Below are 21805 nucleotides of genomic sequence, written 5' to 3'. Positions count from 1 at the left end.
CTGGGAGTAGTTTCTATGCCCATCCTATGGGAATTCATCACCTGCTTTCTTACAATATACGTATAAAACACGTAAGCGAGGTGAATCTTTATGAAACAGAAACAAATCCGCTGCCCATACTGCGGCAGCATCGCAATTTTAAGGGATGCGTCCTATGTATATGGAAATAAAGCGAAAGATGGAAAACTCTATGTGTGCAGTCACTTCCCACAGTGTAATTCTTATGTAGGAGTTCATCCTGGCACTACCAATGCCAAAGGAAAACTGGCAAACAAAGAGCTTCGGCAAAAAAGGATCCAAGCACACCGGGTGTTTGACCAGATATGGCTAAACCACATCTTTACGAAATCGGAGGCTTACCGCTGGATTGCTGATAAATTCTGTCTGACTGCCAAGGAAGCACACATCGGAGAATTTAGCACTTATATGTGTGATCAACTAATTCTGGAATCCATGAAGATTCTGGAGAATAACCATATCCCTCTCAGGGCCATTGGTTGAAAGGGGGGATATGTATGATCATCCCGATGACAGATGATGAACGCCGATTGACAGAGGAGTACTTATATTTGGTACCTGAAATGGTAAAAAAATTGACTACTCGTTGTGCTTATGTCTCATACGATGAGCAGCAAGACCTTCTGCAAGCCGGAAACTTAGCTTTATGCAAAGCCGCCATGAACTATGACAACACCCGTCCCTTTGCAGTTTACGCCAGAGTTGCCATACGAAATGCCATTTACAGTTATTGGAGAAAACTGCAAAAAGAACGAAAATACACCTGTTCCATGTATGCATCTTCCGAATTTGACATGGAACCCCTGCTTGTAGACCAAAAAACCGAACTATGGCAGGAACAATGTATGAACCAGGAACCCATTTATAAGCACCTGCAGTCCTTAGAAGCGAGAAGCTGCAATACACTAAGAAAAGGAATACATGCCCTGCTCCTGCAGCAAAAAGGATATACCAACCAAGAAATTTCCAAACATTATGGTGTCCCAATGAATCATGTCCGGGCATGGCAAAGCAAAGCCCGGAAATACTTACAGCAGGATACCAAATTATATACTCTTTTATCTTGAAGGGAGAACGATTATGCTGACACTTTATACTGCAGTCGGAATCCTACGATTCCAGGATTCCATAAAGGAACATAAAACACCGACTGTTATCAATAACCGGCAGGAATACGGACTGACAGAAGAAGAATTCTTTCTGTGGAGCAGCCTCGCATTTCAAATCCGACAGATCCATGAATTGCAGTCTGCTTTTTCCGAACGCTTGAAAAAACATCACCGTTCGGAAAATATCCCCATTGAACCTTACCTGAATCGGCTGCTGCTTCGAGGACTGGTTGTAAAAGGGGATGGTTTAACTGGTGTGGATGCCCTGTACCGCCTCTTAGGAGAACTTTATATCAGCCCATTGCAGGACAGTTTTTCAGTACGGCTTTTTACCTGCATCTATCTCTGCATGAAGAAAAAACTGCACACAAAGGAACTGATCCATTATCTAAAAAAGCCGGCACGGACTGCTATAGAGGACACGGTACTCCAAATAGCAAAAAAAGTACAGATTTCTACGGCAGAGCTTGTAACCTGTGTAGAACAGGGCATCCATCCACAAAATACAGAGCAACTTTTGACGCAGCTCTATGAAACCTCGGATGCAACATTCCGTACCCTGGCACAGGATATCCAATTCACCCATGCCGGTTATCCTGTACTGGAAGCCATCAGTAATTTGTACCTCAATAAACAGATTGCATTTGAAAAATTATAGGAAGGAGCAAATTATGCCAAAACCATTTCTTAATAAGCTGATTGTCCATGGGGCAATCGGCTTTTTCTGTGTCCTATTTGGATGTATTTACGGATTTATAACAGACGACCAGATATTTCTCCTTATGAGTCTTTGCATCGGTGTTGGAACTGCCATACGAATTGTGAGTCTGCTACATACCATCAAGATGCATGACTATACCGAATTAACTGGAACCTGTACAAAACGTGAAGTCAGCCCACTTACCAAGAAACAGAAAATTATTTTCCGTTCCACTGACCAGAAAGAATATCACTTTACATTCGATAAAAATATCCGCCTTTTATCTGGACATTATTATCGCCTATATTTCCGGAATGTAGCAAACCTTTCGGGTGAAGAAAAGGTTACTCCGGATTTACTTGCGTATGAGGAATTATCCCTAAATGAAGATGTTTCCCCGAAGAACTCTTAGATTTCTTCTCTAAATACAATAGAAGTGGATATGCCACTTTCACATACCCACTTCTATTATGCTTTATAAGTTTTCCTTCTGCCGTCCCAGTGAAATGACAAAAACCACTCCGAACTACCACGTATTCTGTCTCAAGGATGACAGCATAACAGCAATCGCAGGGAATAATAATCTATTGTATTCCAGAAGACTCTTCAAAAAATAGACAGTGCTTTCACTTTCAGGGTTTCAAAATGCAGTAACCATATCTTTTATTTTTCTACTGTGACCAATTTTTTCATATTAAGGGCAACTTTATACTGACAGTGAAAATTCCCGCTTCATAATTCACTTGAATATCACCACTTATTTGTATTACTAGCTTTCTAGTAGCATACAATCCGATACCACTGCTTTTTGTCCTTGCTTCATCTTTTGTGTAAAACAAATCAAATATAGATTTTAATTCTTCATCACTAATATAATCAGAAGGATTGCTTATTTGTATATGACAATACTCGGATTCTCCCCACATGTAAAACATTATATCACCAGTACTATACTTTAAAGCATTATCTATTAAATTACATAAAATTCTAATTAATATTTTCTCTTGAGCAAGTATCCAAATGTTTCCATGTGGCAGTCTAATATCTAATTGTTCTGAGGCACGTTTTGAATTTTGAATATATTCCTTTAACAAAGAAGTGACTACCTCTGTAATATTGACTGATTTCATATCAACTTCGCTCTCTATTGCTTCACTCCAAAACAATAAATATAAATCGTCTACTAATTTTTTTAAATAATCCGCCTTTTTTTCAATATGTTCTATATAGCTATTAACAGGTTCATTCACATTTTTTTCTAATCTAATTAACTGCAAGTAACCAATAATAACAGTTAATGGAGTACGTAAATCGTGTGATAAATTTGCTACCATCTTTTTAAAATTTTTATCCTGTTTTTTTAGCTGATGTTCTTTTCGTTCATCTTCTTTAATTCGCTTGTTGATACTAAGTGCAAGGTTCTCAATATCTTTATCAAATACATTGACCGAGTAGATATGCTCATTATGTTCTATCCATTCTATAATTCTTCTAATTTCCCTCTTCAGATGAAAAATGTATAATATGCCTAATAATATAAACACTCCTGTTATTAAAAAGACAACTAGCAAACTTCATATCTCCTTATAATATTAGAATCTCATCACATGTATTCAAGATTGCATTATCATGTGAAACAATAATAATTATTTTATGATTTTTAATTTGATCGATCAACTGTAAAAATTGTTTTTTTCCACTCTCATCCATAGCTGAGGTAGGCTCATCAAAAATCATTACCTGACCGTCTTGCACTACTTGGCGAATAATTGCAATTTTTTGCTTTTCTCCACCGGAAATATTACTTGACTTTTCATTAATTTGCAAATCCCAATTATCTCTTTTCAAAATACTATCACCAAAGCAATCAACGGCTCTCTGTATACATTTTACATCAAGCTTTCGATATAAAGCAATATTATTATATATTGTATCTGCTATTAAAGTCGGCTCCTGTTCTGTTACACTGATTACATGTTCTCTTATATAATCCATATCTAAATTTCTCATTTCTGTATCGTTCCATATTATATTCCCTTGATATTCATCTACATACATACCCATTAAAATTTTAATAAGTGTACTTTTCCCACATCCGTTTTCTCCTTTCAATCCATAAACTTTCCCCTTTTTTAAGTTTGTAGAAAAACTTTTTATGGTTTCTTTCTGGTCATATGCAAAATTCAAATCCTGAATTCTAATTTGTTTGATTTCATTAAGTCTTATACACCCCTTAGACTGCTCCTTAATTTCTAAAATAGATTTTATACGTTCAAAGGATACATAAGCCTCTTGGTATTCTTGACCGTATGCCACTATTTCTTTTCCATATTCCAAAATCATATTAAAATATACTGAAATCATATAGAAATATCCTATTTGCATATCTCCAGTAAGTATCTTTTTTCCTCCAATCCAAAGTAAAATGCATACAGATATTGCCCCTACAATCCCTTCAAGATTTGCAAATGCCTGGATAGTCGCTTGTTGTTTAAATATAGATCGATATAATTTTTGATATGATGCTACTAACCTATTTGAAAAAAATGAACCCATACTATGTATTTTTATAAACTCTATTTTTTCTAATTGTTCCTGCAGTCTGGAGAAGAAATTGGATTTCTCCTCTTTCATTCCATAACTGCAATTATAAATACGCTTTTTGAAGCCAATATATATAAAAAAATAAAGTGCTAATAAAAACATTGTAACTATAAAAGCAATCGAATCCATTTTCCAAATCATAAATAAGATTATACCCGCTGAAAAAACTGAAAATATCAATTCAGTCAAGGAGCTGATGAAAAAAATAAGTACATCATTCGCATCATTGTTTATCCTTTGAGATAAGTACGATAAATCAGTTCTGCCAATTACGAGTGGCGAAACTTTTTTTAAATGATTTACAATTTCGAAATTTAATGAAAATGCTGCATTAGTCTGTATCCTTATATAAAGTATTTTATTGACATAGCAGACAATTTCCTTACCAACATACAATAACAGTAATAAAAATATGAATTTTAACATTGCTGAATATGTTGTTTCCACATTAAACATATTAATAAATTGTCCCATAGCAGCCGGTATAAATGTATTTAACCCGCACAGTATAATACCCAACAAAAAATATATCCCATATTCTATTTTATATTGAAAAACATATTTACTGCAAAATTTTATCATTCCAATTCTCCCTGCTATTTCATTGAGCCATTTCTTTCATCAGCTCCAACATCTCTTCTGCATTCCATTTTACTGAAGAACAAATCTTATTTTTATAAGCAGCACACCCACCATAACATACTGGAAAAAATGAACAATCTTTACATTCTTGATCCTTTACGACATCATAGGAAAGCCATTCTACAAATTTATTTGTAAGTTTGATTCCTTTTTCCAAATTACCGATACTTCGTTCACTATATCCAATATCATTCCAACATTTATACAACGCTCCATCTGGACCTATCACAAATGAATTTAAGCTAATTGCTCCACATACACCATAATTGCTCGGCTTAACACCTTGGTACATAAAGCCTCTCTTAATCCCTTCTTTATAAAACGCAATCTCTTCTTTTGCGTACTGTGGTCGTTCCATACATATATGATTATTACATACTCCATTAATATCATCTACTGGTGCTAAATAATAACCAACTCTACCTTTTAAACCATATCTTTCTAGCCAATCAAATATTTCTGTTGCTTCGTTTATATTTGTCTTGTCAACATTAATTCTTATCGAAATATTCAAAATATCCGCACATTCTCTTATATTGTCCAATATATGTTCGAAGGTAGGCTGATGATTATGGAGAATCCTTCTACTATCATGGGCTTGTTTTGAACCATCTAAAGTAACTTGAATATAGTGGATGTCCATGTCTTTTAATTTTTCAGCTACTCTTCTAGTCAATTTATAACCATTTGTGACCATATCCGCATTATATTTGCAACCAAGTGGCAAAACAGACTTTATCTTTTTGGTTAATTTTTCAATAGTTTCAATTGCCAATAATGGCTCCCCTCCATACCAAGATACCGTTAATTCATGTATATGCTGATATTTTTCTTTGAGCTGCGATGTTAATTGATCCTGAACAGTCTCAGACATAGTAATATATTCTCTCCCTTTTTCATAGCAATAGGGACAACAAAAATTACATGCCATAGTTGGGGCAATAGTTAATGTAAGATTTGAATCCGCAAACCTTTCTATTTTATTTCTTATAAGCAATTCTGCAAATTCATCTTTATCATCTTCAACTAGCATACCACCCTCTAATAATGCTGACTCTAAATCAGGCTTTGAACATTTTTTCCCTTCTTTCATTTCATAATATGATTTTTCATAATCAGTATCTAATTCCAGTATTGCAGATGTGACCGTATTGTAAATCAAACAACTTTTATCTTCTTTTTTCTCTATATTGTATCTTGATAATTTCATTATTATATCCTCTTTTCTTAATCTCTTGTTTTCACAGTGTTCTTTGCAATAATGAAAATGTGCCCAGCATATTGCTGAGCACATTTTCCTTTACTGACTACAAATATCTTTAGTAACGAATTACACATGTAGCCTTTTTAGATCCACAACCTTTATCATTGTAAACCCAGCAGATTCTTGTACTTTTGTCCTCTGATGCTTTGTTAATCCACTTCATTGCAATATCCTCCTGTAAAATATTTATTTATTTCAAAGTAGTAAGAGCTACTTGAAACACAAATTAAAGTTCTTGACGTTTCAATGCAAAATGCATTAAAACTATCCCCACCAGGCACGCACCCATACCATACATAATAGTTCCAACAACAATCCCATTTGTCATCCGATATCCACAAATATTATACATATAAGTGGTCGGGTTCATAACACAAAATGCTTTAAGAAGCACTGATTGATTTTGAAAATTCTCATATACCATAGGATAAGTAATCGCACCTGCAAAGAAATATACACATGATAAAGCTGCCACAATTCCTGTATTCTTTACTAAAACCGTAATCAAAACCGCCACAGCTTCCATTCCAATCATAGCTATCATATTTAAGGTAACCATTCCGATAAAAATCAAAAATTCCTCACCTTTATAATGAAAACCATACTTCCATGCTAATCCTAAGCCTAATGCAGTTTCCACAATATAATAGAGAATAAAAAAGTGAACATTTATCACCAGTAATTTACTTAAAAATAATTTGGTTCGATTTATCCCATATACGACAGAAGCTCTTATTGTTCCTTGATGAAATTCTGCAGATACCATTGTCGTAATATAGACAATTAATCCAATCCAAGAAAAAAAATTAATTGATAATGCAAATCTTGCGATTTCTGCAGCTTTTACATTATTCATGTCGTCTATGTAGCAAATCCAACCAATGCTATCTATATTTCTATAATCACCAAAAGTCATAAACAATGTATCATTTCCCACAACGAACGGTATAAAAAAAATAAATGCCATAAATACTAAAACCCACTTCGAGGCTCGCGAATATTTCATTTTATAGTACTCTGCTTTAAGCTGTCTCATTCGATTTCACCTCCGATAATAGATTTGTGTAATACTCTTCTAAGTCTTCTCCTTCATATCCTATTTTTTCTACACCAACTCCTCCATATACTAATTCTTTTGTTATATCAGAAATATTTTTATTATAACCAAATACCTTAATCACATTTCTTAAATAAACTTTTATTTGACTTTCTGGATACCTCTCATCTAAAATGCAACTAGCCTTTTCCACATTGTCTACTTCGATATGAACATGACGACGACATTTCTCATCTAATTCTTTATCTGTAATCTGTTGTAACATTTTTCCATGATGTATAAATCCATATACAGTTGCAAGTTGATGTAACTCTGGCAAAATATGACTGGATATAAGTATCGTTGTACCATCTTCTTCATTCATATTCTTTAAGACTTCTCGCACATATTTAATTTTGGTTGGATCTAAGCCATTTATTGGTTCATCTAAAATTAGCAACTGTGGGCGACCAAGCAATGCAATTGCAATTCCTAATCGCTGTTTCATCCCTAAAGAAAAAGCCTTCACTCTTTTATTTCCAGCGTCCTTTAAATCCATTATTTCCAGAACTTCATCAATACTACTTTTTCCTGGAATTCCTCGTTGAGTACGCTGGATTTCCAAATTTTGGCGTGCTGTCATGTCCATATACAAAGCTGGATTTTCAATTAAACATCCTATCTTATTTCTTTCATCTTCAAGATTTTTTTTACCAAATAAACTTATCTCACCTGAAGTCGGCTTTGTTAGTCCTGTAATAACTTTCATCAGGCTACTTTTTCCTGCACCATTTTCTCCAACCAGTCCATATATCTCGCCCGCTTTTATCGTAAGATTTACCTGATTAAGTACCATATTTTTTCCGTATGCTTTACAAATATCTTTTGCTTCCAATATTTTTTCGGGTTCTTTCATTCTAATCACTTCCCTCGTTTCTTAAATCCTATAATGATAATGATAATGTCTAATTCTAACATTTCTCTTAAATCAGTTCTTAAATTTCCATAAAATTATAAATTTATCTTTATATTTTCCCACTCGCCTATGAAACCTTCAAATTATTTAAAACAGTAACTTGTATGAAATTACAAATCATGTTAGTATTTTTACCATACCTATTACCAAAGGAGTTTATTATGATTGATATATTATTAGTAGAAGATGATAAAGAAATTTGCTTTATTCTTACAGAATTATTAAAAAGAAACCCTTACAATGTTTCAGCATATCACAATGGGATAGAAGCAATTGAAGCTCTTTCCTCTAAAAAATATGATTTAATGTTATTAGATTTGATGCTTCCCGATTTGCCTGGTGAAAAAATACTATTTCACCTAAAAAAACACAACAATTCTATTCCAGTTATTGTTATATCTGCCAAAAATCAGCCTGAGATTCGTATAAACCTTCTCCGATCCGGTGCAGATGATTATATAACTAAACCTTTTTATCATGAAGAAGTTCTCGCACGAATAGAAAGTGTTTTGCGCCGTTGCAGCGAAAGTCCCCAAACGGAATATTCCTTTAAAGATATTCGCATAAATGTGGATGATCACAAAGTACTTGTAAATAACACAGAGCTTACTCTGACTACTACCGAATATAACCTCTTACAGCTACTAATCAAACATCCAAAACAGACTTTTACAAAGGAATCTTTATATCAACTTATTTGGGGAAAAGATTATATTTCAGATGATAATACTCTCAATGTCCATATAAGCAAACTAAGAAAAAAACTAGAGCATATAGGAAACCAAGCCCCTTATATCGATACTGTATGGGGAATAGGTTATAAATTACACCGTTAGAATAAATTCACGCAAAAAATACCATTACAAAGATTAATCTGTAACGGTATTTTTTACCCTATTCACTTTTTTCATACTTTCAAACAACTAGGTATACCCTCAACAATTTTTTCAGGCACAAACACTTCATTAACTATCACATACGTCCAAGCACCATCTGAGTTATCCGTAGTTTTAGACACTACAATGGCTTAACTTCCACGCAGTATATATTAAATCTACGAATTACAAATGCAAAGACACAACTTCGAACCACTACATATTCCTTTCCAAGGTAACGGTGATTGTGGTCTATGAAAATCATTTGTATTTCAGCTGACCATAAAAAACACCGTTGCAGATTCACTCCCCCACAACGGCATCTTTCATTTTTTTTATTCGATTTTATCTTCTCCTGTTGCCTTTATAAATCTCATAACCTCATCAATGGTTTTCCCAGATGCTACCAAAGCCTTAAACAGCTCATCTTTCTGCTTCTCTTCTATCTCTTTTTGAATCTCTTTTGCTTTATGACGCAGTTCCTTTAAATCGGACTCTTTTGTACGAATCTCCTGTTCCACATACTCCAGTTGCTCTTCCAAAGATGTGTTTTCCAGTTTTTTTCGTCTTGCCATAATGCATCCTCCTAATAATTTTTCCTCATTCTACCACATTTTATCTACTCTGAAAAGGTAGTAGTGTTTTATGAAAATTTTATATCTATTTGGGATTATCCTCATAAAATACTACACTTCCAAGCATTTTGACACAAAAATTATTATTTCGAATCGCAAAATACTATATATGGTATTTTATCATTGACCTTCGCTATATCTTGTGTTACTATGATATTGTATTTAAGTTTTGTGTTATCCCTTTATAGGGTGTCTGGATACTATCTCCAGTACACATGCAGTTTAAGTTGGAAAATCGTGTCATTATAATGCCGTTTTATACGGTGCTATAATGGCACTTTTTTTATTTATCACTATTTTATCGCCCAAAGGGCAGAAAGGAGAATTTTTATGTCATCTATTATCATTGTAACAGGAAGGGTAACTGCCGATCCGGTTATGCAACAAGCAAAGAATTCCGGAACTGAATACATCAGTCTGGGGCTTGCTACCAACCAGAGAGGTCAAAGCGGAAAGGAAGAACCCATCTTCTATCAGTGTTACTGCAACAAGTTTCTTGCAGATCGACTGATAAAAGCCGGTGTCAAAAAATCAACGTGTCTCATGGTCTACGGAGATTTAGAACTCCATCCGTATATTCACCAGAAAGGCAATAATGCAGGTCAAGCAGCTATCACGCCGCAAATTATGGTAAAGGACTGGCAGTTCTTACCTGCGAATCGTAATGATACCAATGCAGCAACACCTGTACCGGGGAATCCAATGGTCGGAAATCCAAATGTTCCACCAGTACCAGCAAACGGTGCTACTTATAATGGAAACCCGGGAATGAATCCTTCCGGTACCGTGCCTACTGGCGCAATGCCAGTCAATAACAATATGATGCCACAGGCCGCACAACAGATGTCTTATGCTCCGGCAGGGGGATCGGCTTATGCACCACAGGGATTTACGGCTGGCAATGTATCTGGTGATGGATTTACCAATATTCCGGAAAATACACCACCACAGCAGCTTCCATTCCCGTAAATTATCAAAGATCCCTAAAATGAAGGAATTGCGACTTTCCAGTATCTACTGGTCTGCTGCAATTCCTTTTTCTATTGAAACAAACATGGAGGAAATGAAGTGAATACACAAAAGAAATTTCTTAAAGTTCTAAGTATGCTCACAATAATTTTGTTAATTGCAACTATATTCATACCAGGAAATGGAAATCGTAATGCAGTCGCAAGTATCGGAATCCTTGGCATCCTGCTGCTATTTCTTTCCACACTTCTTCCTAAAATCTATAAACTGACTCTAAACCTACTCAAGAACCAGGGCAAAACAAGCCCTTGGTCTTCTTTGAAATCATCTGAGCCAGTTTCCGAAACAGAAGAATTGCTTTGGAGACAAATCAGCTATCAGATTACCGACAAACTACAGGCTGCATTTCCAAATGCAACATGGGAATTCCAGAAGCCGCCATCCATGAAGCAGCTTCTTTGCGGAAATCCCATACGTCTGAGAACCTTTCATACGGAGGACTACAACTTTGCGGAAGCACGTATGAACCAATACGGATATCTGGAACTTCAAATGCTGACCATTGCCAGCCTCAAAAAGACTGTCACAGTTACCGATGAGGACGATGTTCCTTTTGCTGATCCGGAATCCTGGTATTCCTTAATTGGCAAGAAAAAACTGGAGAACCTTATCGGACAGCTCCATGCGAAAGGACACCATAAACTCTATATTAATGAAAACGGGCAAATTTACATCCAAAATGGTGATACAGCGGAAATCAAGGATTGTTTTGATTATTTCCCGCCACGAAACTATTGGGATATTCTCATTTCCATCTTCCAAAAAGATGAATTGACCGCAAAAGAAAAGGACCAGGCACTAGAATTATCCTGGATAAAAGAATAAAGGAGGAAATACTATGCCAAATACAAACTTTGTCCCTAACTGGACTTTTGAAAGAACGCTACCATCTCCATTTGACAGCTATTCCGGGAAAAGTGCAGTGATGAAAGACATCGCTTCCAAATACTGTAATCAGCCTAAAAAACGGGCTACTCTCCATTCTGCTACTTTGCAGGCAGTTTTTTCTTATATGAATTTGGAAAATCCACCTGCTGGAAAAGCAGAGGAAGAACTCGGAGCCATTGGAAGCCAGGCAAACAATTTTACAATCGCAGAATATCCAAGCCGTACCGGGTTGCTGCATGTAGTGGTCTACAACCGTATGACTGGGAAATTTATAGCCGGAAAGTATGAAAAACCTTTGGATCTGGACAGTAAACCAGAGCCATATCAGTTTAAAAAAGATGAAGATTCCGGAAGTGCTCTTTATTTTGCTTTAATGCCTACTTTCCTTTCAGATGACGAATTCAATGAAAAATATCAGGAATTAAAGCAACACCGTGATGACGGTTTTCCTGACCTGCCCAAAGCTGCAGAAACGGCTGCGGTTCTTTGTGATAACGTGTACCGCAGGATCCGTTATGGTGATTCCCTTCCTATCGGGAACATCAAAGTTGACACTCCTGCAAATGGCGTGCTCCAAAGACTTACACCACTGAATATCCAAAAAGGTGTTTATGCACCAACGGAAATTATCCAGGGTACCTTTCAGGTATTAAAAGGTGGACATCACTATACTGCTTCCGCCGTTTCAATTCCCAAAGAAGATTTTGTCGATAAATACATCCTGTCCAATTCTCGGACATTAACTCCCCAAGAAGAATCAACCGTTCCTATTCTCGAAGATTGGTATGTAATCCCAAAAGAAATCCAAAGAATATGCGAACATGCCAAATTAACAACTGACAGCAAGCAGCCTATGAGGAATTTTATGCTCCGTGGGCCTGCTGGAACGGGAAAGACCGAAGGTGCCAAAGCCATTGCTGCAGGACTTCACCTTCCTTACCGATGCATCACCTGCTCGGCAAATACAGAAATTTTTGACCTTCTTGGACAGATTTTACCTGATGTAGATGAAAAACAGCTTTCTTTGGTAGGGGAACTGCCCTCTTTTCAAGACATTACCCTCGATCCGGCTACTGCCTATGAAAAATTAACGGGTACTTATGATGAAAAGGTATCAGAAAATACAGTTTATGAAGAATTGATCCATCATATATCTGAGGAAATGAAGCAGAAACAAGCTGCTACCTCCAGCAGCCAACAGTTCCGCTATGTGGATACACCACTGGTTGAAGCCATCCGAAACGGCTATCTGGTAGAAATACAGGAGCCTACGGTGATTGCCAATCCTGGTGTACTGGTAGGACTTAATTCCCTATTGGACCGTTGTAACAGCGTATTTCTGCCAAACGGGGAAGTCATCCATCGGCATCCGGATACTACCATTATAGTCACAACTAATCATGACTATGCCGGCTGTCGTCCCATGAACCAGTCTGTCATTTCAAGGATGAATATGGTCATAGATATGGATGAACCGGATGAAGAGACCATGGTAGAGCGTGTTCTTGCTATTACCGGATGTTCCGATAAAAAATCAGTACGTACCATGACACAGATTGTACGTTCCATCGCACAGTATTGTCAGGATAACCTGATAACAGATGGCTGCTGTGGAGTCCGGGAATTAATTGCCTGGGTTCAGTCTTTTATGGTATGTGGCGATATACAGGAAGCTGCTCATTATACCATTTTATCTTCCGTCACTGCCGATTCTGAAAGCCGTATCGAAATTGAAGGTTCTTGCTTGGATACAGTTCTTGCATCATAACACACTATTGAGGAACACCTTTTATACCGAAGCCGAACTACGCAAAACTCTGGCAGAAAATCTCGTTTATTTAAGAAAATCCAAGCAGACGAAACTCTCTCAGAAAGCCGTAGCAAGACTTCTGCATCTACCGGAAAAAACAATTATGAACTATGAAAATGGGCATACGCTTCCATCTGCTTACGCCGTCTTTCGGTTAGCCCAGTATTACGGCTGTACAATGGAAGATCTCCTAACCCAAAATATGAAAAAGAAAGAAAGGTGAAAAAATTGAATAACACTCAAAAAGCTTTAAAAAGAATGATCCGGGATACGGAGTCAAAAATCACTGATGAAGAACTCTTTCTTTCATCGGCTTTCCAAAAATACCAAACATCTCTGGCGAAAGCGGCTACTGGCCGTTCTCGCTATGGACTTCAGGTGCTTATGGAATGGGACAGTTCTGAAAATGCAGACATCGCTTATACAGATAATTATAGAATTCACTGTAACGCCGCAAACTCGATAACCCAAAGCTTTCCTTCCCGATTTCTGCGGTCACAAAGCCTGACTGGTCTAACTGGACATGAAATCGGACATCTGCGTTACTCTGATTTTGCATCACTACAGCTTTATCTGACCAATATGGAAAATGGTTCCTTCTATCCAGAAGCACCAGACAATCTGCCTTCTGGATACAAGGCAAATCTGCAGGACATCTTAGATGCCATGGAAGAAAAAGATAACGCAACGTGTCTGACGCTATCCCGCTGTGCTGCACAGTATAATAATATACTGGAGGACATCTACATTGAAGCCCGGATGTGTGAAGAATATCCCGGAACTTTTAAGCAGGGAATACAGATCAATAATCTGCGGATGTCTGAATTGATTCCTTCTATACAGGAACAAATTGACTGTGGCTATCAGCCGTTTTCCATTATGAGCAATTTAATTTTGTCTTATTGCCGGACTGGTAATATAAATAACCGCACGAATTATTCTGGAGAATACACAGACACCCTTTCAGACTGCATGGATTATATTGACGATGCTTTAATTGCCACACAGGGGAAAGAACGCTTACGTGCTTCCAACTATCTTTTAGTACTTTGCTGGAACTATATTCAGCCTATGGTAGAGTTAACCAGAGAGTCTTTAAAAAAGCAGGATAGTACCCAAGTTGGCGATGCTCTGGAGGATCTGCTGCGGAAAGAATCAGGTAGCGGATCTCCTCTTCCAACTGGTAAAAACGGAGGAATCCCTAAAAACATTCCAGGTCCTACAGTAAAATCAAAAACTCCTATAACCTGTGACTTATCTGGTCTTGATCCAAATTACAGGCAAGATGCAATCAACCAGGCAGAAAAGGTACTGCAGGAAGAAGGAGGAAGAATTGAACTTGCTAAAACTACAGCAGTATTAGATGGAAATAATCCAGGAATCACATACGCATCACAGTATGCCGGTTCCGGTTATGAAAATGCAGCGAATGATCTTGCACGCATCCTAAATGATGTTGCTACGGAAAAAGCCCAAAATGATTATGAACAGGAATTAACAGAAGACTTGCAAAAATCGGCGGATGAAATACATTACGGAAATGCCCATGCAGGCATCCATGTAACAATCCACCGCATCAATCCAGTTTCCGACTTTTTTATCAAATCTTATCAAACAGTTGCTTCCCCTCTTTTGCGGACCTCCAAAAGGCTGCAAAGTTCCATTCTTCCTTTATTAAAAGAAGAGGCAGAAGGCGGGAAACAAAAAAACCTGTTATTTGGTAAAAGGCTGGATATGCGGGCTTTACACCGAAAGGACGGCGGTATCTTTACCAGAACCAGGCTTCCGGATGAAGAACAAAAACTTTCCGTGGGACTTTTGGTTGATGAAAGTGGTTCTATGGGCTGGGGAGATCGTATTACCCATGCCCGGAAAACTGCAATCGTGCTGTATGATTTCTGTATGAGCCTGGGAATTCCTATTACCATTTATGGGCATTCTACAGATTCTAAGGGGGTTGCTTTGTATTCCTATGCTGAATTTGATTCTCTGGATGCCTCTGACCGTTACCGGCTGATGGATATGTCTGCCCGTAATGGCAACCGGGATGGAGCTGCACTTCGTTATGTTGCGGAACACCTGGCAAAGCGTCCGGAATCACAAAAACTCCTCATCATAATCTCTGACGGACAGCCCGCAGATTGTGGGTACAGTGGTACGGAAGCAGAAGCAGATCTTCGTGGTATCAAGAATGAATATCGTAAACGTGGCATTGTGATCTTTGCTGCAGCAATTGGTGATGACAAAGAAAACATCCGCAGAATCTATCAGGATGGTTTTTTAGATATTACCAAATTAGAAGATTTGCCCAAAAATATGACACAGCTTGTAAAACAATATTTGAAATAGAAAGAAGGAAAACATACATGAGTGAAAATTATCAAAACTCAATTACAGATCAGATATGCAAAGTACAGACCAGTAAAAAATTAATTGCACTGTATGACCGTCTCCGCTACACAAGTTATAACAGCTATGCACAGCTTCATGCAAAAGGAGAATTTGAAGAAAATGGTCATAAAGTTCACTCCCTTATTGGAATCTCCATACAGGATTACTCTAGTGGTACCGGTGATAAAAATATTATCACCCGTTTTCATCTGGCACCCGAACAAATTCAATTTCTGCTGTCCAGAGTTACCGCTGGCTTTCCTGAATTTGAATGGTCGCAAAGCAAAATATTTGGTGTGCCGGATGGCAATGGCTATTCTACTGCACAACAGTTTTTTATTTCCCGCCACGTATATAACAACCAGCAGGAAATACTGACCAGCCCATGGAGAATTCAAATTAATAACGGAAAAGGTATCAAGAAAAAGAATCATAACGGCGGCACTTATATGCAGGCTCAAAGTTTTATCTCTGAAAAAAGTGCTTTTATCCAATTGACAGATATGGATTTTTATATGCTGTTAAAACGTGCTGATTCCTATATCGTAAATTGGGAAAACTACGTTGCATCCTTCCTGATTCAAAACGGCAAACAACAATTTAAAAAACAACAGGACGCACGAATGGCACAAAATATACAGCCGCATGAAATGTCTTCCTATATGCAAGAACAACCACAAGAACAATATCTGAATGGTATGTATGTCGCTTAAAGAATTTCAACAAAGAAGCAGCCGAAAAGACTGCTTCTTTTTATAAAGGAAAGGAGATTTCTATGGATTATGCCACAACACTAAATATTGACCAACAAGGGCGGATCATTATTCCTGCCAAAGTAAGAAAAGCCCTACAGCTTCATACAGGCGATGTATTGATGCTGGAAGCTGACACACGCAACATCTGTCTTCGTAAATGCGACTCCCATATCCCTATGGATATCCGGTTAGACAGTTTTCTGGATATTTTACATAGTAATGTCCCTTGCCGGATCCTGTTATGTAATGATTCCAAAATCATTGCTTCCAAGAATTATCATACAGCACTTAATATGCCTGTAACAGAAAGTATTCAAAGGCTTCTGCAACAGGGAAAGATGAAATTATTCTCTGAAAAGGAACGCATATACCCTACTATGACAGGAAAATATCCCATATCAGTCTTTTTCCCTATTTCTAAAAAAGACGAATTTGGTGAAACGTTGGGTCTTTTACTATGTGCAAAAAACCAACAGCCTTTCAGCGAAATGGATTTAGGCTGTGCCAAAATGACTGCGGCGGCGATTTCCCGCTACATCCAACAAAATTATGAAAGGAAGGTGACATAAAATGAATGACTTAATGCTGCATCGGGCAGCACAATTATTAGAAGCTGAATTTGGTCCCCAATGGCGTACTGTCGCTGACATGCTTGGAACGGAAGGATTGCGAAAACGTGTAGGAAAGGAACTGACTTCTTTCATGGCATACCCAGAACGTGGAGCAGGCGGTAACAGCCAGTGGCGTGGTAACTGCTCCCCCGAAGTGGTTGCAGCACTTCTACGCTATTGCCTGGACGATAAGCGATATTACGGAAAAGATACCAGCACCTTTACCCTCTTAGATCCTATGAGTGGCTCTGGGACTTCAAAGGCGGCTGCTGACCGTTATCAGGTACGCTCCCTGCTCTATGATCTAAATCCGGCACCTGCGTATGGAAAAGGTAACTGGAATGCTCTAAAAGATGAAGTAGAGGATTCCGCTGATCTCATCTTTTTCCATCCACCCTACCATAATATGATCCAGTATTCCGGAAATATCTGGGGAACCCCTCACCCGGACGACCTATCCCGCTGTGAAAACTATTCGGATTTTCTTGAAAAACTAAATCACTGTATCCGGAAATTTTTCCTGGCACTTCGGAAAGGTGGGAGGCTTGCCATACTGGTAGGCGATATGCGGCTCCATGGTAAGTTCTATAGTATGCAGAATGATTTAATGCGGATGGGTGATTTTGAATCCTTTCTGGTAAAGGGCCAGTTTAATTGTGTTTCTGACAATCGGACGTACAAAAAGCCTTTCATTCCCATTGTGACAGAATATGCTCTGTTGCTGAAAAAAACAGATTCTTTCATTATCCCCTTCAGCATCCGGCAAGAAGGTGTGTTTTATGTACAAAATACAGATATTCTTGCACTGACTTGGCATCATCTAATCCGGATGACAATGGAGAGTATTGGAGGAAGAGGGGCTTTAAAAGACCTGTACGATTTATTAAAGGAACACCCAAAAGCGAAAAAGAATCCGCATTATCAGGAACGTATCCGTGCCACCTTATATGAACACCCAGACGAATATATACCTGTATCGAAAGGATATTTTCGTTTGAGTTACCCTGTTACATAAAAACGAGCCATGAAAAACAGATTTTCTATGACGCTACAAAAGGAGTGTGAACACTATGACAAATCGAAAGCACCATGTGAAAAATAGACAAATAACGACACTCTCAGGATGGTTTCATTCTTCGCTACGGGTTGGGGAACGTGCTATTATTTCTGGAGTCAATGGTTTCTCTATTCTGACATCTCCTATCCTAACGATTTTGGAAGTATCAAATGACAGTATCGTTTTCGAAACAGAAAATACCATTTACCATTTGGTTCATACACCAGAGACCGTATCGGAAGTGATGTGTGCTTGAATAACATATATGAATTGGGAAGCAGGCTTTGTGAATTGCTTTCAACTTTGAAGAAAAACCGAGAATACGTTCCACTTGAAATTTTACAAACACAGTATCGGATTCCTTATGAAAGCCTAAAAAAGCAAATTGGTGATACAGCAACAGCTTTTGTAAAAGAAATTACATTATCAAAGCTTATGATAAATCCAGATGTATCTCTGGAAGAGCAGATTTCTGTTATCCAACAGGCAATTACAACATCCGGGATGCTCAAAGAAATGAGCTATACCTTATCAAAACTGTATGATGTGGAACTACTGCACAGGCAGGCATTAAAATTAAGGACATATATTGAAGATGCTCTATATCCATATATTGCCCTTCAGGATTGCCTTGTCGTTGATATGGAACGTATAGAGGATACGCCAATTATCTACAATACAATTACCCAAAAGGTTTATGAGAATGGGCAATGGAGTAAACAGAATTTGGATCTGCATGGGAAACTATTAATCTATGTAAAATCTAGTCCTCCTATGCCTGCAGCAACAGAACAAATAAACAATGGATTCTAAATTCAAAAATTTTTATGTCAAGAAGGGAAACTTTTATGGGTTTCCCTTCTTATGAAAATAATTTCAGTTGTTCATATTCTGCTGTCCGATTCAACAGTATGGGCTTCTTAGCAAGAATAAATTCTACCGCTGCATCCTCCATAATCCAATCTTCCAGTTCTTGTCGTTCCAAAAGCAATGGCATCCGTTCATGCACTGGTGCTACGGAAGCATTTGCCTGCGTAGTCAGAATTACAAAACGATTTTGACCATTATAGATTTGATAACACCCTGCCATAAATAATGTGGCATCCTGCTTTGGACTTTGAAAAGTATATTTTTCTTTGTTTTTACTCCATTCGTAAAAGTGATGGGCAGGAATCACACATCTTCGATGCAGCACACTGTCCCGAAAGGTCTTCTTGTCCAGTATCGCCTCTGCCCTTGCATTGATAAGCAGTCCCTTTCCCTGGAACCCCGGAAAGCCCCACTGCATCTGCCTCGCAGCCACTTCCTTACACTCCTTTGTAAGAATGACTGCAGATTCAGACGGGTGGATGTCCTGTCCATGCTCTATCTTTAAACGCTAGTCCAGTTTCCTTACAATCTTTTCAATTTCCCGTGAAGTTTCATCATCCACATAATATCTTCCGCACATTTTCTGTCCTCCTTTTTCCTATTTTACTTCATCCCTGGTATCTTATACAACCAGTTTCCATGCACAATCCTCCGGACAAAAGAGAAGCACAAAATTGATTTGTTTTCCCAAAAGTACCGCCTGACATCTATACTTCCAGTTCAAAATTCCCGCATACCACTGCTTTTCTACAGTCAGAACCTGGATATGATTGATTTGAATAATCTCTTCATCCTCCCCTTTTACCTTCAGCATCAATGGCAGAGATTTTCCGGTAGCTGTGAACCAGCACTGGACTGCCACCTCATGATAGGTTCCGGATAAAGGCTCCTGCTCTGTATGCTCTGTATTTATTCCGATTCCAAATGCCACCTTTCCTTCCCCCTTCCCGCTATTCTGTCTTTAATTTCTCATAGTCCACAGAACGTTTTTCCCGTGAAATGCCACCACTCATGTGATCAATACACCCACCTAAAAAAGCCGCACGTATTACCGAATCATTCCCATACCGTTTTCTGATCTGATCTATCGTTTCATCCATTTTTTCCAGTTTCTCATAATCATTCGTATCAAACAGATTTAGTTGTCTCATATTCACCTGATCCTTGATGCGGCTGGTATGGATTCCCAGATGCCGGATGGGTGTCCCATCCCAGAGCTGGTCAAATAACTGGCAAGCACACTGATGAATCTCTATCGTAATATTGGTTGCATTCTGAAGCGTCATCTGGTGACTGGCATAACTGAGATCATAATTCTTGATCCCTACTGCAATCACTTCTGCCCTGACTCCTGCTCCACGAAGTCTGCTTCCTACTGTCTCTGCCAAAGCCAACAGCACCAATTTTGCTGTAGATGCATCTGTCACATCAAAAGGAATCGTTGTAGAATTGCCGTATCCCTTATTAGCAGGCGGGGCCGACTGGACTACAGACACATCAATCCCATTTGCAAACCCCCAGACAACTTCCCCATGTTTCTTCAAATGTTGTTTTAAGTAACTCGGATCACTCTTTGCCAAATCTCCTATGGTCCGAATTCCCAACTTGAAAAGTGTCTTTGTTGTTGCCCGTCCTACAAAAAACAAGTCGCTTACCGGCAATGGCCACATCTTTTTCTGTAACTCAGACTTCCATAGTGTGTGCACTCTGTCGGGCTTCTGAAAATCACTTGCCATCTTAGCTAACAGTTTATTCTCTGAAATACCGATATTCACTGTAAATCCAAGCCGTTCCTTAATCTGTCTCCGCATCTTCTCCGCCGCTTCCACTGGTGTCCCCCAAAGCAATTCCGTTCCAGTCATATCTACAAACGCCTCATCTATCGAGTATTGTTCCACTGTGGGAGAATACTCTTGCAAAATTCCCATAAAAGCTTTGGAACACCTCTCATACAATCCATAATTCGGAGGCACTAAGATAAGATTTGGACATTTCTGTTTTGCTTCCAAGATTGATTCACCTGTCTGTATCCGATATTTCTTTGCTGGAATGGATTTTGCCAAAATGATTCCATGACGCATCGCCATATCCCCACCTACCGCTGACACCTGTTCTCTTAAATCGCCTTTCCATCCCAAATGATGCAGCCGATATACCGCTTCCCAGGACAAAAAGGCAGAATTTACATCTATATGAAAAATCACTTTTTCCAAACTCACGTTCCCCTCCTTTATATCTCATTATATAGAACATACGTTCTGAAATCAAGAGATAATATTTTCCATATCCATGCTTCCTCTATATATAGTAATTTTCTTCTCAGAATAAACAATATATAGTGCTTTTATATTGACACATACTACATATAGTGTTACACTTACTATGTAATTATTATTTGTGTCATCCGGAAAGGATATACGCACGCAGTTTAGGTTTGTAAAAGTGTCAGAAGTATACCACGCTACCAGCAGGGACTTCTGGCTTTTTTATTTTGCAGGAAACTGCACGCATTAGAGAATGAACATCCGTGTCATT

22 protein-coding genes and 1 pseudogene are annotated in these 21805 nt (G+C 38.1%); 14 read left to right on the top strand and 9 right to left on the bottom strand.

Translation table 11 applies throughout. The annotated features are described in order from the left end of the window. Positions 1–90 precede the first annotated feature (90 nt). Genes ACGG81_RS01220 through ACGG81_RS01205 form a run of 4 tightly spaced genes read left to right on the top strand, consistent with a single transcriptional unit; the run spans position 91 to position 2239 of the window. Positions 91–501, top strand: a complete 411-nt coding sequence (locus ACGG81_RS01220; RefSeq protein ID WP_004223692.1) for a zinc-finger-containing protein — start codon at positions 91–93, stop codon at positions 499–501. Between the two features lie 14 nt (positions 502–515). Further along, positions 516–1085 (top strand): sigma-70 family RNA polymerase sigma factor, encoded by a 570-nt coding sequence (locus ACGG81_RS01215; RefSeq protein ID WP_054337558.1) that lies wholly within the window; start codon positions 516–518, stop codon positions 1083–1085. Positions 1086–1098: 13 nt separating this feature from the next. After that, complete coding sequence (locus tag ACGG81_RS01210) at positions 1099–1785, top strand: hypothetical protein (protein WP_004223695.1); 687 nt, start codon at positions 1099–1101, stop codon at positions 1783–1785. A gap of 13 nt (positions 1786–1798) precedes the next feature. Next, entirely contained in the window at positions 1799–2239 is a 441-nt protein-coding gene (locus ACGG81_RS01205) for a hypothetical protein (protein ID WP_025580278.1), read from the top strand. A 277-nt stretch (positions 2240–2516) separates the two neighbouring features. Here ACGG81_RS01205 and ACGG81_RS01200 read toward each other — a convergent pair whose 3' ends face one another. The 5 genes from ACGG81_RS01200 to ACGG81_RS01180 all read right to left on the bottom strand — a co-directional run bounded on the left by ACGG81_RS01200 (position 2517) and on the right by ACGG81_RS01180 (position 8289). After that, entirely contained in the window at positions 2517–3398 is an 882-nt protein-coding gene (locus tag ACGG81_RS01200; RefSeq protein WP_179976650.1) for a sensor histidine kinase KdpD, read from the bottom strand. Between the two features lie 13 nt (positions 3399–3411). Next, the gene (locus ACGG81_RS01195; protein WP_117843968.1) at positions 3412–5013 is read right to left on the bottom strand and encodes an ABC transporter ATP-binding protein; all 1602 of its coding nucleotides are present in this window, start codon (positions 5011–5013) and stop codon (positions 3412–3414) included. Between the two features lie 19 nt (positions 5014–5032). Further along, on the bottom strand, positions 5033–6283 hold the full coding sequence (locus ACGG81_RS01190; protein WP_025580532.1) for a radical SAM/SPASM domain-containing protein: 1251 nt from the start codon (positions 6281–6283) through the stop codon (positions 5033–5035). A 280-nt stretch (positions 6284–6563) separates the two neighbouring features. After that, positions 6564–7373, bottom strand: a complete 810-nt coding sequence (locus tag ACGG81_RS01185; RefSeq protein WP_054337552.1) for an ABC transporter permease subunit — start codon at positions 7371–7373, stop codon at positions 6564–6566. Then, positions 7360–8289, bottom strand: coding sequence for an ABC transporter ATP-binding protein (locus ACGG81_RS01180; RefSeq protein WP_015526838.1), 930 nt, complete (start codon positions 8287–8289; stop codon positions 7360–7362). Before ACGG81_RS01180 ends, ACGG81_RS01185 begins: the two co-directional genes overlap by 14 nt. Before the next feature lie 221 nt (positions 8290–8510). Here ACGG81_RS01180 and ACGG81_RS01175 point away from each other — a divergent pair, with 221 nt between their 5' ends. Continuing rightward, positions 8511–9185: a response regulator transcription factor gene (locus ACGG81_RS01175; protein ID WP_226824569.1), complete on the top strand. Its 675-nt coding sequence runs from the start codon at positions 8511–8513 to the stop codon at positions 9183–9185. A 374-nt stretch (positions 9186–9559) separates the two neighbouring features. On the opposite strand, the gene ACGG81_RS01170 is transcribed toward ACGG81_RS01175, so the two are convergent. Continuing rightward, complete coding sequence (locus tag ACGG81_RS01170; protein WP_025580526.1) at positions 9560–9799, bottom strand: hypothetical protein; 240 nt, start codon at positions 9797–9799, stop codon at positions 9560–9562. A 390-nt stretch (positions 9800–10189) separates the two neighbouring features. Here ACGG81_RS01170 and ACGG81_RS01165 point away from each other — a divergent pair, with 390 nt between their 5' ends. From ACGG81_RS01165 to ACGG81_RS01125, 9 genes are all read left to right on the top strand, one after another. After that, entirely contained in the window at positions 10190–10828 is a 639-nt protein-coding gene (locus tag ACGG81_RS01165; RefSeq protein ID WP_015526835.1) for a single-stranded DNA-binding protein, read from the top strand. Between the two features lie 99 nt (positions 10829–10927). Next, entirely contained in the window at positions 10928–11713 is a 786-nt protein-coding gene (locus tag ACGG81_RS01160) for a hypothetical protein (protein WP_055151549.1), read from the top strand. A 13-nt stretch (positions 11714–11726) separates the two neighbouring features. Further along, a complete protein-coding gene (locus ACGG81_RS01155) occupies positions 11727–13544 on the top strand; it encodes an AAA family ATPase (protein WP_015526834.1) in 1818 nt (605 codons plus the stop codon). Then, positions 13432–13809 carry a helix-turn-helix domain-containing protein gene (locus ACGG81_RS01150; RefSeq protein WP_225084396.1) on the top strand — a complete coding sequence of 126 codons (378 nt, stop codon included), beginning with the start codon at positions 13432–13434 and terminating at the stop codon, positions 13807–13809. Before ACGG81_RS01155 ends, ACGG81_RS01150 begins: the two co-directional genes overlap by 113 nt. Further along, complete coding sequence (locus ACGG81_RS01145; RefSeq protein WP_117843966.1) at positions 13806–15935, top strand: nitric oxide reductase activation protein NorD; 2130 nt, start codon at positions 13806–13808, stop codon at positions 15933–15935. The genes ACGG81_RS01150 and ACGG81_RS01145 overlap by 4 nt, the downstream gene beginning before the upstream one ends. 17 nt (positions 15936–15952) lie before the next feature. Next, on the top strand, positions 15953–16690 hold the full coding sequence (locus ACGG81_RS01140; RefSeq protein WP_054337547.1) for a hypothetical protein: 738 nt from the start codon (positions 15953–15955) through the stop codon (positions 16688–16690). Between the two features lie 62 nt (positions 16691–16752). Next, a complete protein-coding gene (locus ACGG81_RS01135; RefSeq protein ID WP_055151554.1) occupies positions 16753–17301 on the top strand; it encodes an AbrB/MazE/SpoVT family DNA-binding domain-containing protein in 549 nt (182 codons plus the stop codon). Between the two features lies 1 nt (position 17302). Next, positions 17303–18358: an SAM-dependent methyltransferase gene (locus tag ACGG81_RS01130; protein ID WP_117843965.1), complete on the top strand. Its 1056-nt coding sequence runs from the start codon at positions 17303–17305 to the stop codon at positions 18356–18358. Positions 18359–18652: 294 nt separating this feature from the next. After that, a complete protein-coding gene (locus ACGG81_RS01125) occupies positions 18653–19213 on the top strand; it encodes a hypothetical protein (RefSeq protein WP_117843963.1) in 561 nt (186 codons plus the stop codon). Between the two features lie 49 nt (positions 19214–19262). On the opposite strand, the pseudogene ACGG81_RS01120 reads toward ACGG81_RS01125, so the two are convergent. The 3 genes and pseudogenes from ACGG81_RS01120 to ACGG81_RS01110 form a co-directional block, all read right to left on the bottom strand. Next, a pseudogene (locus ACGG81_RS01120) lies at positions 19263–19850 on the bottom strand (SOS response-associated peptidase). A 42-nt stretch (positions 19851–19892) separates the two neighbouring features. Then, the gene (locus ACGG81_RS01115) at positions 19893–20201 is read right to left on the bottom strand and encodes a hypothetical protein (protein WP_054337543.1); all 309 of its coding nucleotides are present in this window, start codon (positions 20199–20201) and stop codon (positions 19893–19895) included. A gap of 19 nt (positions 20202–20220) precedes the next feature. Then, positions 20221–21489, bottom strand: coding sequence for a hypothetical protein (locus tag ACGG81_RS01110; RefSeq protein ID WP_054337542.1), 1269 nt, complete (start codon positions 21487–21489; stop codon positions 20221–20223). Between the last annotated feature and the right edge of the window lie 316 nt (positions 21490–21805).

Origin of the sequence: Faecalimonas umbilicata (assembly GCF_042846195.1) — a bacterium.
Taxonomy (GTDB): domain Bacteria; phylum Bacillota; class Clostridia; order Lachnospirales; family Lachnospiraceae; genus Faecalimonas; species Faecalimonas umbilicata.
Note: the sequence above shows the minus strand (reverse complement) of the source record. Positions and strands in the feature narration are given on the sequence as shown.

Excerpts from the sequence above, each read along its gene's own strand:
- ACGG81_RS01220 (WP_004223692.1), top strand. The coding sequence starts at position 91 with ATGAAACAGAAACAAATCCGCTGCCCATACTGCGGCAGCATCGCAATT.
- ACGG81_RS01215 (WP_054337558.1), top strand. The coding sequence starts at position 516 with ATGATCATCCCGATGACAGATGATGAACGCCGATTGACAGAGGAGTAC.
- ACGG81_RS01210 (WP_004223695.1), top strand. The coding sequence starts at position 1,099 with ATGCTGACACTTTATACTGCAGTCGGAATCCTACGATTCCAGGATTCC.
- ACGG81_RS01205 (WP_025580278.1), top strand. The coding sequence starts at position 1,799 with ATGCCAAAACCATTTCTTAATAAGCTGATTGTCCATGGGGCAATCGGC.
- ACGG81_RS01195 (WP_117843968.1), bottom strand. The coding sequence starts at position 5,013 with ATGATAAAATTTTGCAGTAAATATGTTTTTCAATATAAAATAGAATAT.
- ACGG81_RS01190 (WP_025580532.1), bottom strand. The coding sequence starts at position 6,283 with ATGAAATTATCAAGATACAATATAGAGAAAAAAGAAGATAAAAGTTGT.
- ACGG81_RS01185 (WP_054337552.1), bottom strand. The coding sequence starts at position 7,373 with ATGAGACAGCTTAAAGCAGAGTACTATAAAATGAAATATTCGCGAGCC.
- ACGG81_RS01180 (WP_015526838.1), bottom strand. The coding sequence starts at position 8,289 with ATGAAAGAACCCGAAAAAATATTGGAAGCAAAAGATATTTGTAAAGCA.
- ACGG81_RS01175 (WP_226824569.1), top strand. The coding sequence starts at position 8,511 with ATGATTGATATATTATTAGTAGAAGATGATAAAGAAATTTGCTTTATT.
- ACGG81_RS01170 (WP_025580526.1), bottom strand. The coding sequence starts at position 9,799 with ATGGCAAGACGAAAAAAACTGGAAAACACATCTTTGGAAGAGCAACTG.
- ACGG81_RS01165 (WP_015526835.1), top strand. The coding sequence starts at position 10,190 with ATGTCATCTATTATCATTGTAACAGGAAGGGTAACTGCCGATCCGGTT.
- ACGG81_RS01155 (WP_015526834.1), top strand. The coding sequence starts at position 11,727 with ATGCCAAATACAAACTTTGTCCCTAACTGGACTTTTGAAAGAACGCTA.
- ACGG81_RS01140 (WP_054337547.1), top strand. The coding sequence starts at position 15,953 with ATGAGTGAAAATTATCAAAACTCAATTACAGATCAGATATGCAAAGTA.
- ACGG81_RS01135 (WP_055151554.1), top strand. The coding sequence starts at position 16,753 with ATGGATTATGCCACAACACTAAATATTGACCAACAAGGGCGGATCATT.
- ACGG81_RS01130 (WP_117843965.1), top strand. The coding sequence starts at position 17,303 with ATGAATGACTTAATGCTGCATCGGGCAGCACAATTATTAGAAGCTGAA.